This window comes from Corynebacterium sp. HMSC076G08 (assembly GCF_001811515.1).
In the GTDB taxonomy this organism is placed as follows: Bacteria; Actinomycetota; Actinomycetes; order Mycobacteriales; family Mycobacteriaceae; genus Corynebacterium; species Corynebacterium hiratae.
This window is the reverse complement of record NZ_KV805057.1, coordinates 31,917-48,216: the sequence shown is the minus strand read 5'-3', so window position 1 is coordinate 48,216 and position 16,300 is coordinate 31,917. Positions and strand designations below refer to the sequence as shown.

Here is a 16,300-nt window from a genome sequence, read left to right as displayed (position 1 = left end):
AAATAGGGTGTCCACTAAACGAGGGTAACCTCACAACATTCACATCCTCGCACCGACGGGAACAGGCAAGACCTACATTGCCTGCGCCATCGGCATCGCCGCGTGCAAGGCCGGATACTCCGTGGCGTACTACCGGCTGGATCAACTTGTAGACATGCTGGCGGTCTTCTCACCGACTGACCAAAACTACCTCGACAAGATGCGGAAACTGATCAACGTCGATGTCCTTATCATCGACGACTTTATGACCATCAGCATCAACCAGCGCGGGCAAGAAGACCTAACCAAGATCATATTCGACCGCGACGGAAGGCTCCCAACACTGATCTCCTCCCAATCAGCTGCCGCCTACTGGGTTGAAACACTGCCAGACAGAGTCGGAGCCGATTCACTCGTAAGCCGCCTCAACAACGGCCACCGAATCCGTATCGGAGACTTCGACATGCGCAAGGCCACCGCCCCAATAGAACCGGACGAATAAAGCAAACAGCCGGGCCGACTCCGTCGGCCCGGCCCCGGTACCAACTACCCGGAACCCGGCAGTACCGGGTCTCCGGAACACCGGTACCCAAAACCCGCATCTGACAGCTCCCGCTTGTTTGGTTTCGGCCTCAACCGACCAAGACACCCACGGGCACGAAACCAAGAAGCGGCAGAGTGCAGCGCTTCATAGGGGCCCCTTAGTGATGCTCACGCGTTACTTCCAATCGGGCAAGCATCCGAGATGGGTCGGCGTTGCCGGGGCGATACCAATGCTGAAACGGGTCCTGTGGTCGCGGTTATTCGGCGTGAAAGGCCGGGTTCAGGGTTTCGATCGTGGCCATTGGGGTGTCATAGCCAAGGACGTTAAAGCCTTCGTCCTCTCCGGGCCACAAGAATGTGTGGTCGAAGCTATCGGAGCCGAGATCGTACCGCGCGATCCAGGTCTGCCACTTACCGCGTTCCGGATCGGCGGTGAGCTGTCGCAACCATTCCAGCAGGTCGGGGTCGAGTGCCGGATTGCGTATGCCCACCGGCGTGGGCAGAGTCTCCTTGCCGACAAAGCGCCATGCTTGCGATGCACCTTGTACTTCGTTGAGGCCGGTCACGACCACAAAGCCGTCCCACGGTTTCTCCTCATTGAGCTCCTCATCTAAACGCAGACACTCGCTCATTGCTTCAAGGACCGAATCCGCGGAGTCCATGTCGACGGTGAAATCAGAAATAGTCATTGCGTTCCCTCCAGTTGCGCCATGGGTTTATTCAGCGTGATGGGCTGGGTTCAGGGTTTCGATCGTGGACATCGGAGTGTCATAGGCGAGAACGTTAAAGCCTTCGTCCTCTCCGGGCCACAGGAATGTGTGGTCGAAGCTATCGGAGGCGAGATCGTACCGCGCGATCCACGTCTGCCACTCACCGCGTTCCGGATCGGCGGTGAGCTGTCGCAACCGTGCGATCAGCGTACGGTTGAACGCTGGGTTGAGTGCGGACACCGTGGTGATCAGAGTCTTATCACCGACAAACCGCCATGCCTGGCGCGCCGCGTGCCCCTGCTCGTAACCGGACACGACCACAAAGCCATCCCACGGTGTACGCTGATTGAGTTTGCGGTCCACGCGTAGGCATCGACCGATTACATCCAGAATCGAATCGACGGAGTCGTAGTCAACCTCGATATCGGGTGTGGTCATTGTGTTTCCTTCAGTTGCTTCCGGTGTACACACGAACCAAGCCTAGCGGCAGCCTATTCGTATTGCTTACTCACTTTGCGCAACGGGTATTTGATTGACACTGCGCCGCGTGTATTCAAGGTCCTTTCCGTAAATAGTCAAGCCCGTGATGTCGTGATGGTCAGATTTCCGGAAGATGAAGGATGCCAGGTAGCCGATAACGAGAGTTCCCACGAAGGCGACAATCGAGACCAAGAATGGGCCTTGGTCCAGCTTTCCAGCGAAATACGCAGCAATCGCTCCGCACAGGAGCCCGATGAGAACGCCATTGGAATTTGCGGACTTCGTAAAGATACCCAAGACAAATACCGCAGTGAGCGGAACTCCAAAAAGACCGGTAATCGCGAGGAACAGGTCCCACAGGTCCGACTGGTTGGTAATGATGAGATACAGTGCAACGGCCAATCCGAAGGTTCCGGCAACGATGATGACCAGGCGAGAGAAAGTAACCGACGCTTCCTTCGGGGAGAAGCGGTTATAGATATCTACGACAACGCAGGCGGAAATCGAGTTGAGCGAAGAAGAAATTGTCGATTGCGCAGCCGCCAAGATGGCAGCAATCAAGAGTCCGGCAATGCCTGCAGGCAGCTCCGAAAGAATGAAATACGGCACTACGGCAGAAGTGTTGACTCCTTCAGGCAGACCACCCTTCGCTTCGTAGAAGTTATACAAAGCTGTTCCCATCCCGTAGAACAGCGGAATTGTTATCAGCGCCAGTATTCCGTTGACGATGAGGGACTTCTTCGTCGCTTGAATCGTAGGAGTCGTTTGGTAGCGCTGAACGACGTCCTGAGAAGAGGTGTACTGGTGCAAGCTGTTCAGTACATTTCCGATAAAGATGAATGGTATCGAGGAGAAGACTGCATTCGTGGTGAAGTTGTCCGCTGAGTAGAACTTTCCTTCTTCAGCGGCGTTAACCACCGCACCGTTAAATCCGTCGGGAGTCATGGCCATGGCCGTCAGCACTACCGCTGCGGCGCCAGCCAGCAGCAGGATACCCTGAATCACATCAGACCAAATCACGCCTTCCATGCCTCCCAGGAAGGTGTACACAATACAAAGAGCGCCTACAAACGCGGCGACGACCAGCGGGTTGATATCTGCCACCGACGTGATTGCCAATGTCGGCAAATAGATAACGATGGCGATGCGCCCAACGTGATACAGAACGAAGAGGAGCGAGCCTAGAACTCGGAGGGCTACGGAGAATCTCTCCTCAAGGTACTCGTAGGCCGTCGTGACATCCAGCTTCCTAAAGAACGGAACATAGTAACCAATCAAAATTGGAACAATGGCAAAAATAGCGAGGTTACCAGCCGAGTAGGCCCAGTCAGTCAGATACGCCTTTTCCGGAGTGGACATAAACGTGATGGCAGACAGCGTCGTGGCATAGATTGAGAATCCTGCCGCCCAGCCAGGAATCCTGCCACCCGCTTTGAAGAATTCGTCCTGATCACTGCCGGCCCTACGCGCAAAATAAGCGCCGACAAGAAGCATTCCCAGGAGATAGAGGATCAGAACTATCCAGTTGAGTGTTCCGAACGATTGCATTTGACCTTCCCTTCAGGGCTTTCAGTGCAGAGAGCTAAATCACTCTCCGATTCGTCTGTGCAACAAAGCATGTTGAAAGATACAATACATCAGACGTCTGATGTGTGAGGGGATTTAAGATAAAGCCGTCTACCCCTGATCATCAGAGCGAAGTGCTCCTCCCCCAGCAGCGCTCATCCTTTGAGAACCCCGCCAACGTGGGAGGCTTAAGATGGATCGGAAAGGAAAGAGGGATTAACCAGTGCACACCGGAACATGGGGATTCAGCGAAGCCGCACATCGCCCTGCCTCAACCACACAGCAGGCTGTAGAAGGCATCAAACAATTCATTCGGGACAATGCACTCAAACCTGGGGACACTTTGCCAACCGAATCAGAGCTCTGTGAGGAACTCGGATTCTCTCGTTCCTCCGTCCGCGAGGCCATCAGAATCCTAACGACATTAGATATCGTCGAAGTCAGGCACGGAACAGGAACCTTTGTCTCCAGCACGTCACTGAAAGCACTTGTTCAAGGCCTCATTTTTCGAGCGACTCTCGACGCTGACGACAACCTTGAAACACTACGTAATGTAGTGGAGATTCGGCAGGCAATTGATCTTGCTATCGGGCAAGAAATCACAACCAAACCCGACTCCGCCAAGCTAGATCAGTTGAGCGCCATCGTTGAAAAGATGTCAGCCAAACGGGAGCAAGGTCTCAACTTTGCCGAAGAGGATCGGGAGTTTCATCAGGTTCTGCTTTCCGAAATAGATAACCCGATTATCCGTGAGCTCAATGATGCCTTTTGGCAAGTGCACATGAACGTCATTCCACTTCGCAAACTGGAAGAACCACAGGACTTCAGCAGGACGGTTCGCGCGCACCAAGACATCGTCGATGCTCTACAGGACAACGACCTGAAGAAGTACCAAGAGTCTGTGCTCAGGCATTACGAGCCCCTACTGACTTCGCTGTGACAGTCCGCGTCAGCTATTAAAGATCCGCGTAATCCACGCAGGATCTGTGATGGCAGTACCAATGATGATTGCATCGGCGCCGGCGCGCTTTCCTGCAGCCACATCATCGCGCGAGGCAAACCGGCCTTCGCCGATCACAAAGGCATCCTCACCGCAGAGCCGTCGCCCCTCTGCCAAGCATTCAAGATCCGGACCTTCGGTCTTCTTCCGGGACTCTGTATAGCCAGCCAGCGTCGTTGAAATGATATCCGCCCCTGCTTGGTGCGCCCGCTGCATTTCTTCCGGGGTAGAACAGTCGGCCATCGACAAAACATTCAGCCGGTGGCACTCGGCGACAAGATCGGGAAAACTCGACCCATCAGGCCTAGAGCGATCCGTAGCATCCGCACAGATAACGGCAGCTCCGGCCTCAGCCAACTGGCGTACGGACTCAACGGTCGGGGTGATATAAACCCCCTCACTCCCCTCTTTTGTCAGACCGAAAACTGGTACATCTACTGCGGCTGCGATTGCCTCGACATCCTCGATGCCGCCATACCCGCCACACCGGATTGCGCGGCTTCCGCCCTCAACACACGCACGGGCGACATGCGTCAAGGTGTGGGTATCGCGCATTGGGTGACCATCCGGCGCTTGCACCGAGACAATCACCGAGTTTCGAATCATGTCGTGAACTTCTTCTCGGCGGTCAGCCAGTTCACTGCTCTTAAACCTAAACATATGCTTGAACCTTCCTCTGGATATATCGCGGTTAAACGGTGCTAAAAAGCGTTGTCTCGAGCAAAAGCCGCTGCGCCCACTAACGGGGCTGTCGCCGGGGATTCAGTAACCCGAATTGCAACGGAGCGATTCGGCTTCAACGCGAAATCCTCTATAGCCTGACGGAACGGTTCCTCCACAGCCGCCCCAATCTGACACACACCACCGCCCAAGACAACGGCATCGAGATCGAGCCCTGAAACAAGACCAGCCACCGCGCGGCCAAGGCCATAAGAATTCCCTCGAATAATCTGGGACGCGAGCTCATCTCCCTGGTTCATTCTTTCCACGACCTTTTCGAGGGGAAGCGCTAACTGGTCCCGCTGCTTCCACTGCACCCGTTCGCTTGCAGGGTTCGCAGAAAATTCTTCGTAATATGCAGCCAGACTATTGCCGCTCATGATGTTCTCGGCGCGGTCCGCAAAGCCCCGGAAATCAGCACACAAGAGTTCAGAAAACTCTCCGGCCGATCCGGTAGGTCCGCTGAGCAGACTCCCGTTATCGCTTACCGCACCACCGACACCAGTTCCCAACGAAAGGTACAGGACTCTGCCGGACTGGAACTCCCTCGCGGCTCCGAGCATCAACTCTCCGTACGCCCAGACTCGCACATCGTTATGAACAGCACACGGGAGATCAACAACCTCTTTCGCGACCTCACGAAGGTTGGTGCCAGCCCAGTTCTTAATGGTGTCTCCGTTGTAGGTGACGAGCCCTTCGGGAGCTTTAATGACTCCTGGCGAGCCAATGCCGATTCGCGCCGGAGTGATACCCGATTCCTCCAACGCCAGCTGAATGGCTTTCTGGATCTGCTCCTGTGGCGAAGCCCCGGCCGGCTGGGTAGGTATCTTTCCCAGCGCTACTGCTTGTGTTGGGTCCTCATCAGCCACGAAGCCCCAACCAATCTTGGTTGCACCGACATCAAGCGCAAGGGTACTAGTCACTCTTCACTCGTTTCGTCGTAGTCCAGAGGAATTAAGGTTCGATCACCTGAGCGGCATCGACGATCTCATGAATCTTAGCCAGCTCCTCATCGTTCAGAGCGACATGCGGACGAGACATCAGCCCCGACGGGAAGACGCCCAGGTGGTGCAGCGCTGCCTTGAAACTGCCGAGGCCTTGCGAGCTCCCGCCCATGCGCATGCCATCACCAACACCAACGATGGTGAAAAGGTCACAAATCTTAGACTGCAATTCCGCGGCCTCTGCATACGATCCGTCAACTAGGAGCTCGTGTAGCTTCACGTAGGAAACCGGGTCCACGTTGCCCAGACCAGGTACCACGCCATCGGCACCTGCCAGGTAAGCAAAGTCGACCGTAGTTTCCGAGCCGGTCAAGACTACAAAGTCTTTCACCCCAGCCTTGTCGCGGGCGCTAATCAGAGCACGCGTGTATCCATCATTGCCGCCGGAATCCTTGACACCAGCGATAACGCCTTCCTTGGCCAGAGAAATAAGAGTAGCGATATCCAGCACGGAGTGAACGCTGACCGGAATGTTGTACGCGTAGATAGGAGTCTCTGGCGCGGCTTCATGAAGAAGCCGGAAGTGCTCTGCGATTTCTACATCGTGAGTACGAACATAAAAAGGCGCAGTGGCAACTAGCCCTTGCACCCCGAGCGCGACAGCATCTTCAATGTGCTCGATTACTCGCGGAGCCGTCATATCAATCACGCCGGCAATGACTGGAACGCGCCCTTGAGCCTGTTCCACCACCGTTGCAATGACTTCCTTGCGCTGCTCTCGAGTGAGGAAAGCTACCTCACCTGAAGAACCGAGAACGAACAGTCCATGAACGCCAGCTTTGATAAGCCGCTCAGCCTGGCGCTTGAGGGTATCGGTGTCAACGGAGTAGTCCTCATTAAACGGGGTCAGCAGCGGTGGCACCACGCCGCGCAAAAGCTGTGTATTTGCAGTCATGTTCAGGAACCTTCCATTCGCCTTCGTATTAGAGTCATAAGACATCATACGTCTCCTAGGATTGTGATGCAGTTCCTTTTAGTGAAAAGAACTCCGTTCACAGTTCGTTACCTAGTTCAAGCTCTCCGCCTCCCACACTCCCCTCTTCCTTGGAACAGCGGAGCGGGGCGGGCGCCTTGTCTAGAGCTATGGGCCCGTTAGTAGCCTGATGCCAATCAGGTTTAGCCCCCGGCAAAAGTCGACCATTTGGTTATGATGGCGCGCCTTACGATTGTGAAAACGCACCTGCCAACACGTGACTGTAGGTGCGTTCGACTCGCCCGTGCGTGCCGTGACCGAGAGAACCGGAAGTAGACGAAACAGCTACAAGCAGGACCGGACGTCGTCAAGCATGTGCCAACACCATAGACCCCCTTATTGCAGACATGTATACTCCTGATGTTCTTGTTGCTCTCTTTCTCTCGTGGGGTTCCTGATATGGGATTTTTCAAGGTTGTCGCTGGGCTCTTAGCCGCCGGTGGAGTGGGCTACGGTGCCTATACCGTGTTGGGGCCGGATTCCTCTGATGACGTCATTACGGTTCAGAGCATCATCGATGGCGACACCATCGACGTAGCGCAGGACGGTGAGACCAAGCGCGTTCGCCTGCTCAACATCGATACCCCGGAGATGGGCAAAGAGTGCTTGGCTGAGGAAGCAAAGCAATACTTGGCCGGTCTGCTGCCAGTGGGCACGGTAGTGACGCTGGAGTACGACGATGAACGCGAAGACAAGTATGGCCGAACACTAGCCGGAGTATTCAAAGAAGGATCGCTCATCAACGCCTCCGTTGCTGAGGAGGGTTTCGCTGTGCCGATGAAGGTGGGCGGCAACACTCGTTTCTTCTCGGAGGTCTCTGCCGCCGCCGACCGAGCCCGTACTGCGGGTAAGGGTATCAACTCGACTGGCCCCGAGTGCGTATTTGGCGACGACGGAACCTACCGCTCCTACCATGACGCACGCTCCACCATTGATGCGGCACAGCATTTTCAGTTTGACGACATGTGGAATGACGAGCAATTCAACGGCGCTCACGTTCACGTTTCCCGCGTAGCCGATGCAAAGAAGTCTATTTCCGCACTGGAAAAAGCGGTCGCGGAACAATCCGATTTCCAGAAAGCAGCATTCGGGCATAAGCAAACCGAACTGCTAGAGGAGCTCGATAACGATGCTACCGAGATTGAAACGCTCTTGAACCGCAAGATCACTTACGCTTCAGACGCACGCGATAAGAAACGCGCCGAGGAAGAAGCAGCACGCAAGGCTGCGGAGGCCGCACAGCGTGAAGCAGAAGAAGCAGCCCGCCGTGCGGAACAAGAAGCGGCAGAGGCTGCCCGCCGCGCGGAGCAGGAAGCACAGCAAGCCGCACCCGCCTACCAGGCACCAGCCGCACCGGTTCCCAGCAATCCGGTGGACAACTACACCGGTTGCCGCGCCTACGGTGGCAACTACGCAATGACCAGCATTGACAAGAAGGGTCGCCCTTACGCCAAGATCGATTGCACCACACGCGTGCAGATTGGATAGCCTGGGAGTCCTGTAAATTTCAATGAAAGGACTCCCTATGAATCAGGATTTCGCCCTCCAGACCCCACGGCTTTCATTGTCGGTGCCTACGGATGCCGATATTGATGCCATCTTTGCCATTCATTCGGATGCCCGCACCTACGAGCACCGCCCTGAACTGGCTATGAAGACCAGGGAGGAAGCCGCGGAGCTGGCGCGCTCGTGGCAACAGAATTGGAGTGAGAAGCAACTGGGCTACTACGTGGTGTCCACGCTTGATGGCACCACTATTGGGTTCACTGGTGTGCGCCATAGCGAGGAAGCCGGTGAGGAAGTGCTCAACCTCTACTACCGCTTCGCACCCGAATCGCAAGGCCGAGGCTATGCCAAGGAGGCAGCGGCCGCTGCGATTGCCAGTGCGCGCAAACGTTTTCCGCGGCTGCCCGTTGTCGCCATCATCGATCCCACTAATGAGGCGTCGATTGCCCTAGCCTTGAAGCTCGGACTTCAGCACATCCCCGGCGCAGGAGTGCCGGGCGACTACGAGGTGTACCGACTCGGCTGATAAAAACCGTCTCGACGAGGCGGTTCGTATCTAGCGCCTCCAGGTAACAAGGGCGACCACGCCGAAGACGACGGTGCCGAATGCCGCAACCATCCACGCGAGCATCATTAGTCCAACGAACACATCTGGGGCACCAGCGGCTGCTCCCACGATTATTGCGATTGTCAACGCGAGCAAACCTAGAGCTGAGCGCTTGAACCAGCGTGGAGACTTTCTCTCCTTGCGCGGCTGAGGGGCTTCCGGAAGTGGCTTTGGACCAGGTTTGGGTACCGGGAATGCTGCGGCAGGGGTCGGCTGGGCTGGCTCCGCTGATGGCGCCGGTGCGAAGGGAGATTCTTGCTTCGGCGTAGGTTCCGCGAACCAAGATAAGGCTTCATCCTGTGTGTTCTGCTCACGCTGCTGTGGCGTCTCTGCCCACGGTGATGGTTGTTGCTCAGGCGACGGCTCTGGTTGTGCGTGCTGCGTTGGCTCCCAAGGTGCATGAGACAGGCTCCAGTCTTGGAGCGGAGCTGAGGCGTCGGTGGCATCCTCAAGCTCAGGTTCCGTGTTAGTCTCCGGCTCTACTGTTTCCGTAGCGATAGTCGGCTCGTCGTCCACAATGAATGGATTATCCGCCTGCAGTTCTGAGACTGTCGCAGGCGCAACAACATCGGTTTCTTCCTCTTCTTGGCGCAGCTGCTCCTGCGCCCATGCAGCGAAGTCTTCACGCTTCACCAGTGGTTTGTTGTAACGCACCGCAAGGCTCGTCTTGCCGTCTTGGGCTGTGAGGTCATCTGTTACGAGGACATCACACCGCGTCTTCGTTACGGACTGCTTGTAGACCAGACCCAATCCCGCGCAGAATTCTTGGAGCACCGGACCGTGGGGATAAAGCTGATTGTCAATGATGGTGGAGCCACGGAATGCTACGCGGGTACCTGGGGTCAAAACGTCCGCGGCCCGCGCGACATTGTTTTCTTCCTGTGTAACGTGCGAACCGGCAGCAGCGGCTGCCGGAGCAGCCTCAGTTTCCTGCACTGGAGCACTGACTGGTTCCTCCGCAACTGCGCCGGTGTTCGCTACGTCGGCCTCCGCTGCGGAGGCCGGTGCTTCGAGGAACGGGCCGTGCTCGTACCAGTACTCGAAATCTTCCTGCGAGATGATCGGCTTCCCGAACTCGCGAGCTGCTTGAGCTTTACGAGACATCGATGCCACGTCGCGGGCGACGAGAACATCGCACCGTGTCTTCGACATTCCCTTCTTGTACTCAAGGCGGCGGATACGGCAGATGCGATCGAGACGTTCGTCGTCGGCGGGGCCGCCAAGGAGCTCGTTACGGCCGGTGAAGGCTACTCGGGTTCCCGGAACAAGGAGACTCGGAACATCCACAGTGGCGTTTTCGACTGCTGGCAGCTCCACGGTGCGGGTATCGATGCGTGCGACGCGGGCCAGGATGTCGTCGTAAAGCTCCTGCGTCCACAAACCTCTCGATATTGCCCATGCAGAGAGAAGCTCGGCGCACTCTTCCACTTCAGCAAATGAACGCGGCATCACCGTGCCACCGGACATCGCTGCCCACGCATTGTCCGAATCCGTGGCCTGTAGTTGGTCCAGGATCATCGGCGCTGTCGGTGCCCAAGAAGGAATGAGTACTGCACCTTCGGTCTCCCGATCTGCGCGAGGAACTAGTTGTCCGCGTGACGGGGAAATCGTGCCATTCTCATAGGCAACCGCCATCGACTCACACCGGCTGACGACGTCCTCCCCCACTGGTTCAAAGCCGAAGTCCCCCACCTCGTACCCAATACCGAGGGCAACATTCATGCCTTTTTCCTGGTGACGCACGGCACGCTCGAGCATGGCTAGGCGGTCACCGACCACGATGCCGCCTTGTGCCTGGCGGAGAAGAAGCGGCCAGAAATCTCCCAAGGTCGGTGCCATTGCAAGCCCGCCCACCGGAATGCTGTAGCGCTGCCCGAATTCCCCGAGGTCAGCCATCGGATTAATCCACGACCCAAAGCTCGCAACCCGAGCACCGTTGTGATACACAATCGCATGAATTCGCGCGATGTGCTCACTAATGCCAAAGCTCACGCCGTTGAAAGACACGAGCACCACGCGGTCGGTATTAACGCCGCTACTAACTTCGCGCCTGACGCGACGGACAAGAGCGTTGTTGGCCCGTATGTGACGAGGCTCCACCGGAGTCGAAAAGCGCAGGTGCTCCAAATCAACTGCACGTGATAGCGCAACGTAGAACTGCCCATCGGTGGCGGTACCGCCGGCAAGGTCGATGTAGAGCTTTGGGATTGTCTTACCTTGGCTCTTATGGATGGTGATGGCCCAAGCCAAGATGACAGGGAACTGCCGAATCGTTCCGATGGTCTCACTAACCAGGCGCGAGCCATCAACTCCTGGCCGGTTAATTTCCCACGTGTGCGGGGTCAGAGTGACTACTTCCCCCGTTGCATCAATCCGCACATCGATCTCGTGCTCAGTTGCCCGCACGATTTGGCCAAAACTTCCGTTGACGAATCGGCCCTTCGGGTCGTTGATCACGGTCATGACGCGTGCACCCTCGGCATAGTGAAGTTCGTCCTCACCGCTGAAGGAATTGGCTGGAAGCTCTCCGGTACATTCCGCAACCGAGACGAACTTTTCTGTAGGAAGACCAGCTAGCTTTTGCCGGTTAATCCTTGCCACCGTCGACTTACGCGACGTCAACGTCACCCAGTCATCTGGAGCATCAAAATTGGGAGCAACCAACTGGTTCAGAATGTCCAGTGATTCTTCGCCGACACTTCCCTCACGCACCTCGTTGAGAAGGTCAATAAACGTTGGGTCGGCCTGACGCCAGACCTGGGTTAGGTTCACTTCTTCCAGGTCGAGCTGTGTGTACACCTGGGCGGAGAAGAAATAGGGGCTCTCCCACATCGAGTTGAAAAGCTCGGCCTCATTCGGGGTAACGACCGGTGGCAACTGCAGCAGGTCACCGACGAGAACAAGCTGTACTCCACCAAAGGGCTTCCGATTCCTGCGGATACGGCGAAGAGCCTGGTCCATCATGTCGAAGAGATCCGCACGAACCATCGAGATCTCGTCCACGACGAGAATGTCGGTTTTCTTAAGCACGTCCCATGTCACGGTGGACGGGTGCCACGCACCGCCTCTTTCTAGATCACTGGGGACCATCGATGGCCGAAAACCAAAGGCTCGGTGGATGGTGAAGCCCTCGATGTTCAACGCAGCAACACCAGTGGGTGCGGTAACGAGTACTTCCTTGTTCCCCGTGTTTTCAAGGAATTCCCGCAACAGCGTGGACTTACCGGTTCCGGCTTTACCTGAGATGAGAACGTTCCGTCCTGCGCCGATTAAATCAAGAGCATGACGAAATTCTTCAGTTAGCGTGATTGCCACGATTCCTCCGAGAGAGTGAGCGAGTCCAAGAGAGATTCAACAGAAACTAACTTATCGGAGTCTCCGGACAAGAGATAGGTTGTGCCAAACAGCTGTTCGTTGGTCTCACGGAATTCACAAAATTCCGAAATGCGCTGAACCGCTGTGCTTCGTCGGTAGCATAGGCACAGAACTCAATGCCTCCTCTAGCTACCGAACCTAGGTGACGATGTCTCTGCCTCTTAGCCCGTTTAACTGGACAACTGTTCTTCCTGTAGTTCTTGATGCACTCAACTCACGGGGCCCTTCCACGACTAGCGATTTGGTCCCAGTTGTTCAGGCTCTGGCTGAGAAAGACTTCCCCGACCAGGCACAACGCCAGCTCAAGAACAGGTCAGTTACCGAGGACCGGACAAGGTGGGCGATTTTTAACGGTCGCCACTTGGGATTCATCACGACCATAAGTCACGGCGTCTTTAGCATCACTGATGAAGGAACTCAGTGGGTAGAAACACACCCTTACCCACTGAGCAAAGAAGAAATTGCACATACTCGCAGCCGAGCTAATGAGGCCATCAAATCCAAACAGACATCAAGCGCGAATGATGAAAAAGATGAATCCTCAGATACAGGTCGGGACGCGGACTTTGCTTGGGTTCTTAGAACAGGCCGAGCTGGTGAACGAGAGCACGCCGCGTTAGAACGCAATCAAGGGCTTCCCGGCATGGACTACGGTCCACTGACGAATTCCGCACCGACACTAGCGGATATTAAGTCGGCAATGCGTACCGAGCATCCTGAAATGAAAGCTGGAACTATTAGCAACCTTGCCGGGCAGCTCAACCGGTTTAAGAACGAAATGCAAATGGGCGATCTCGTTCTCATGCCCAGTAAGCATGAAAGAAACCGGATCTACTACGGCTACGTATCTGGCCCGTATGAATATCGCCCAGAAGCACCCGTGGAGTTCCGGCATGTCAGGCCTATTGAGTGGGCTTCCGACTACTTTTACCGAGACGAACTCGGTGAGGACCTAAGGAACTCGCTCGGCGCTATTCAAACGCTGCTAAAAATAAAGCGCAACAATGCTTTCGAAAGGTTGAACTCGGTTATCGCCGGCCTTGGGGACCCTGACGCGCTTTCTTCGGATGAGCGCAGCGAAGCCCCCTCATTCGATTGGGTTCCTTTCTTTGGTGAGTTCGCACGCAAGCTCCTCGATTACTCGGGAGATCGAGGAGCTCTGCTATCCGCGCTGCGAGACGCCGCAAACCTGTCACACAGGCCTTCCCTCTTCAAACACCTATGGACCTGGTACACCGAACAAGGAGCTGAAGAAGCAAACGACATCGATCCCTTCACGGTGCTCGGCACGTTAGCCCGACAGATCTCCGATCCAAACCGTATCGCTCTATGCTCCGCCATAAAAGAGACTTTTGACCTTGAGTCCCCAGTGCCGCGGGACTTCTCCGGACTTCCTCGCATTAATAACCTCAACTCACGTTTTGAAGCAAAGTCCGAAGACGTGGGGAACAGAAGGTTTTATGACGGAATCTGGAAACTTCTTGATGCCGCACTTGCCTACTCCTCGCAACCTTCAGCTGAAAATGCGGTTGCTTTCACGTCATCATTTGATAACGCAACAGCTGGCAGAGGCATGGTCCGATATACCATGGTCCTTTTCATGGCGTGTCCAGATGTTTTCCTGTCCTTGGACTCGGTTAACAGCCGCTTCCTCGGAAGCACAGCGGCGCTCGGGCGCAACCCCTCGACCACTGTCACGAATGGACAAGAATATCTTGACTTTATTGATGAGGTTCGGGCCTATATTGCGGATTCCGAGATAGAACCGGCGACGCTCTATGCACTGTCCTATGAAGCATGGGACCTTGCCAATGCTGCCGAAGCCGGGGAATCCATTACCGCCGCGGAAGAACCTGACGAGGATGAACGCTTCACTATCGATGATCTTCTTGAGCTGGGCTGTTTCATCCCCCGCGAAGAAATTGAACTCATGATGAATCGGCTACGTGAGAAAAAGAATCTTATTCTTCAAGGTCCTCCTGGTACCGGCAAGACGTGGGTCGCTCGTCAGCTAGCGCACATCCTGTGCGGTACAGATTCCGATGAATCCACTACTGCGGTTCAGTTCCACCCTTCAATGTCATATGAAGACTTCATTCAAGGTTTCCGACCCAGTGGAGACGGCAAACTCACACTCGCTAAAGGCCCGCTCCTCAAAGCAGTAGACAAAGCCAACGAGGATGAAACCACACCGCATGTGGTCGTCATCGAAGAGATCAACCGGGGAAACCCAGCCCAGATTTTCGGTGACATGCTCACGCTCCTTGAAGCAGACAAGCGCAACCCAGAAAATGCGTTAACCACGCTGTACTCGCCCGACGGAGAGACGATCTTCTTGCCGAAGAACCTCTACATTATCGGCACAATGAACCAAGCAGATCGGTCTTTGGCCATGCTCGACATGGCACTGCGCCGCCGGTTTGCCTTCATTACGTTGCGCCCTCAACTCAATGCTGCGTGGCGTCGCTTCTGTATAGAGCATCGCAAATGTGACGATTCGGCTCTGGTCGATATTGCCCAGCGTCTCAACGCTGTCAACGAACTCATCTCCGATGATTTCACGTTGGGTCCTGCGTACGAAATTGGGCATAGTTTTGTCACTCCGCTGCGCGAACTCAAGGACAGTTCCTACTCCGCCACGATGTCGTGGTTCGACAACGTCATCGAATCGGAGCTAAAGCCTCTTTTGACCGAGTACTGGTTCGACAACAATTCTGCCTTGGAGAATGCTCTCCATGTTCTTCGCTAAAGAAATTCGGAATGAGGAGATACACGTTCCAATTCGGAGCGTGTGGTTGCTGCAGCTTTATGCCTCACATGCCTACACTCACGGCAGCATTGTCGATGGCGACGTGGATAAACACGACACTGAACTTGCAGAACTTGTGGTAGAAATGTTGTGTGACAGCGTCGAAAAGCGCTTGCGCCACGATCTCACCCGCGGTTTCACCATTGGGGAACGCAACCTAGCACGCGTGCGAGGCCGCATCGATACGCTACAAACAGCCCGCGAACAGCTTTTGGAAAAGGGGCTCGTAGCCTGCCGATTCAATGAACTGACTACCGATAGTCCGGTCAATCAGTTTCTACGCACAGCACTCGAAACAGGGTTGGTTCTTATGCACGCCCAGAGCTCACCCCAGCTCGCCCAACGCTGTCGGCGGCTCTCCTCACGCCTCGCCGCTGCAGGTGTCTCTCTTCCAACAACCACTCCTCAACTTTCCGCACGTCTCCTCCCCGCAGACCGAAGCGTGCTCGATATCGCACAACTACTCCTCGATTTTGCAATTCCTGCCAAAGGCAAGACGGGACACGCTTTTACTCGGGCCGAAATGACTCAGCCCCAGTTGCGTGCTCTATTTGAACACGCTCTACTCGGTGTTTTTCGCTATCATCTTTCCCCTTTAGGGTGGCGAGTCTCTGGTGCAGAGCGCCTCGCCTGGAACACCGACAGTTCTTCACCTTTTATCCCAGGAATGCTGACGGACATCATGCTCCGGTCACCAGAGGGAAAGCTAGTCACTGTGGACGCCAAGTTCACCGACCTCTTTGCTACCTCTCGTTTCACAGACGCGCTCACACTCAAGAACGAGCACATGTATCAGCTATATGCCTACTTGCGCAGTCAAGAACACCGTGGTGGGGAATGGACGCATGCCTCTGGAATGATGCTTTATGCAACCGCAGCTAACGAAAGCGACGTTGACTTCAATCTCGACGGACACCGCATCTCCTTTCGTAGCGTGTCGCTCAATTCAACGCCACGAGCCTTTCGAGAATCGGTACTGCGCTCGATCAATCTTTCTTGATTTGCGGATAGCTACACATCGCGGTTTC

General features: G+C 55.4%; 12 protein-coding genes and 1 pseudogene. 6 read left to right on the top strand and 7 right to left on the bottom strand.

Translation table 11 applies throughout. The features are described from left to right. Positions 1-28: 28 nt before the first annotated feature. Positions 29-481 (top strand): annotated as a pseudogene (locus HMPREF2806_RS08115) (ATP-binding protein); the annotation flags it as partial. A gap of 298 nt (positions 482-779) precedes the next feature. Here the strand turns inward: HMPREF2806_RS08115 and HMPREF2806_RS08110 are convergent. The 3 genes from HMPREF2806_RS08110 to HMPREF2806_RS08100 form a co-directional block, all read right to left on the bottom strand. Continuing rightward, positions 780-1,211: a hypothetical protein gene (locus tag HMPREF2806_RS08110; protein ID WP_070517245.1), complete on the bottom strand. Its 432-nt coding sequence runs from the start codon at positions 1,209-1,211 to the stop codon at positions 780-782. 27 nt (positions 1,212-1,238) lie between these two features. Then, on the bottom strand, positions 1,239-1,670 hold the full coding sequence (locus HMPREF2806_RS08105) for a hypothetical protein (protein WP_070517242.1): 432 nt from the start codon (positions 1,668-1,670) through the stop codon (positions 1,239-1,241). 66 nt (positions 1,671-1,736) lie between these two features. Further along, positions 1,737-3,260, bottom strand: coding sequence for a sodium:solute symporter family protein (locus tag HMPREF2806_RS08100; protein ID WP_070517239.1), 1,524 nt, complete (start codon positions 3,258-3,260; stop codon positions 1,737-1,739). Between the two features lie 241 nt (positions 3,261-3,501). Here HMPREF2806_RS08100 and HMPREF2806_RS08095 point away from each other — a divergent pair, with 241 nt between their 5' ends. Next, the gene (locus HMPREF2806_RS08095) at positions 3,502-4,218 is read left to right on the top strand and encodes a FadR/GntR family transcriptional regulator (protein WP_070517237.1); all 717 of its coding nucleotides are present in this window, start codon (positions 3,502-3,504) and stop codon (positions 4,216-4,218) included. 9 nt (positions 4,219-4,227) lie between these two features. Here HMPREF2806_RS08095 and HMPREF2806_RS08090 read toward each other — a convergent pair whose 3' ends face one another. From HMPREF2806_RS08090 to HMPREF2806_RS08080, 3 genes are read right to left on the bottom strand one after another with little or no spacing between them, the layout of a single operon-like run. Then, positions 4,228-4,938, bottom strand: a complete 711-nt coding sequence (locus HMPREF2806_RS08090; RefSeq protein WP_070517234.1) for an N-acetylmannosamine-6-phosphate 2-epimerase — start codon at positions 4,936-4,938, stop codon at positions 4,228-4,230. A 41-nt stretch (positions 4,939-4,979) separates the two neighbouring features. Next, the gene (locus tag HMPREF2806_RS08085; protein ID WP_049155929.1) at positions 4,980-5,921 is read right to left on the bottom strand and encodes an ROK family protein; all 942 of its coding nucleotides are present in this window, start codon (positions 5,919-5,921) and stop codon (positions 4,980-4,982) included. Between the two features lie 31 nt (positions 5,922-5,952). Beyond that, positions 5,953-6,897 carry a dihydrodipicolinate synthase family protein gene (locus HMPREF2806_RS08080; protein ID WP_070517252.1) on the bottom strand — a complete coding sequence of 315 codons (945 nt, stop codon included), beginning with the start codon at positions 6,895-6,897 and terminating at the stop codon, positions 5,953-5,955. A 477-nt stretch (positions 6,898-7,374) separates the two neighbouring features. Between HMPREF2806_RS08080 and HMPREF2806_RS08075 the strand changes: the two genes are divergently transcribed. Then, a complete protein-coding gene (locus HMPREF2806_RS08075) occupies positions 7,375-8,463 on the top strand; it encodes a thermonuclease family protein (protein ID WP_070517232.1) in 1,089 nt (362 codons plus the stop codon). 37 nt (positions 8,464-8,500) lie between these two features. Beyond that, the gene (locus HMPREF2806_RS08070) at positions 8,501-9,007 is read left to right on the top strand and encodes a GNAT family N-acetyltransferase (RefSeq protein WP_070517230.1); all 507 of its coding nucleotides are present in this window, start codon (positions 8,501-8,503) and stop codon (positions 9,005-9,007) included. A 30-nt stretch (positions 9,008-9,037) separates the two neighbouring features. Here HMPREF2806_RS08070 and HMPREF2806_RS13985 read toward each other — a convergent pair whose 3' ends face one another. Next, a complete protein-coding gene (locus HMPREF2806_RS13985) occupies positions 9,038-12,403 on the bottom strand; it encodes an AAA family ATPase (RefSeq protein WP_070517227.1) in 3,366 nt (1,121 codons plus the stop codon). 208 nt (positions 12,404-12,611) lie between these two features. On the opposite strand from HMPREF2806_RS13985, the gene HMPREF2806_RS08060 reads away from it, so the two are divergent. Together HMPREF2806_RS08060 and HMPREF2806_RS08055 are read left to right on the top strand one after the other, a co-directional pair. After that, positions 12,612-15,212 (top strand): AAA family ATPase, encoded by a 2,601-nt coding sequence (locus tag HMPREF2806_RS08060; RefSeq protein ID WP_070517224.1) that lies wholly within the window; start codon positions 12,612-12,614, stop codon positions 15,210-15,212. After that, positions 15,199-16,272, top strand: a complete 1,074-nt coding sequence (locus HMPREF2806_RS08055; RefSeq protein WP_118779522.1) for a 5-methylcytosine restriction system specificity protein McrC — start codon at positions 15,199-15,201, stop codon at positions 16,270-16,272. The genes HMPREF2806_RS08060 and HMPREF2806_RS08055 overlap by 14 nt, the downstream gene beginning before the upstream one ends. Positions 16,273-16,300 lie beyond the last annotated feature (28 nt).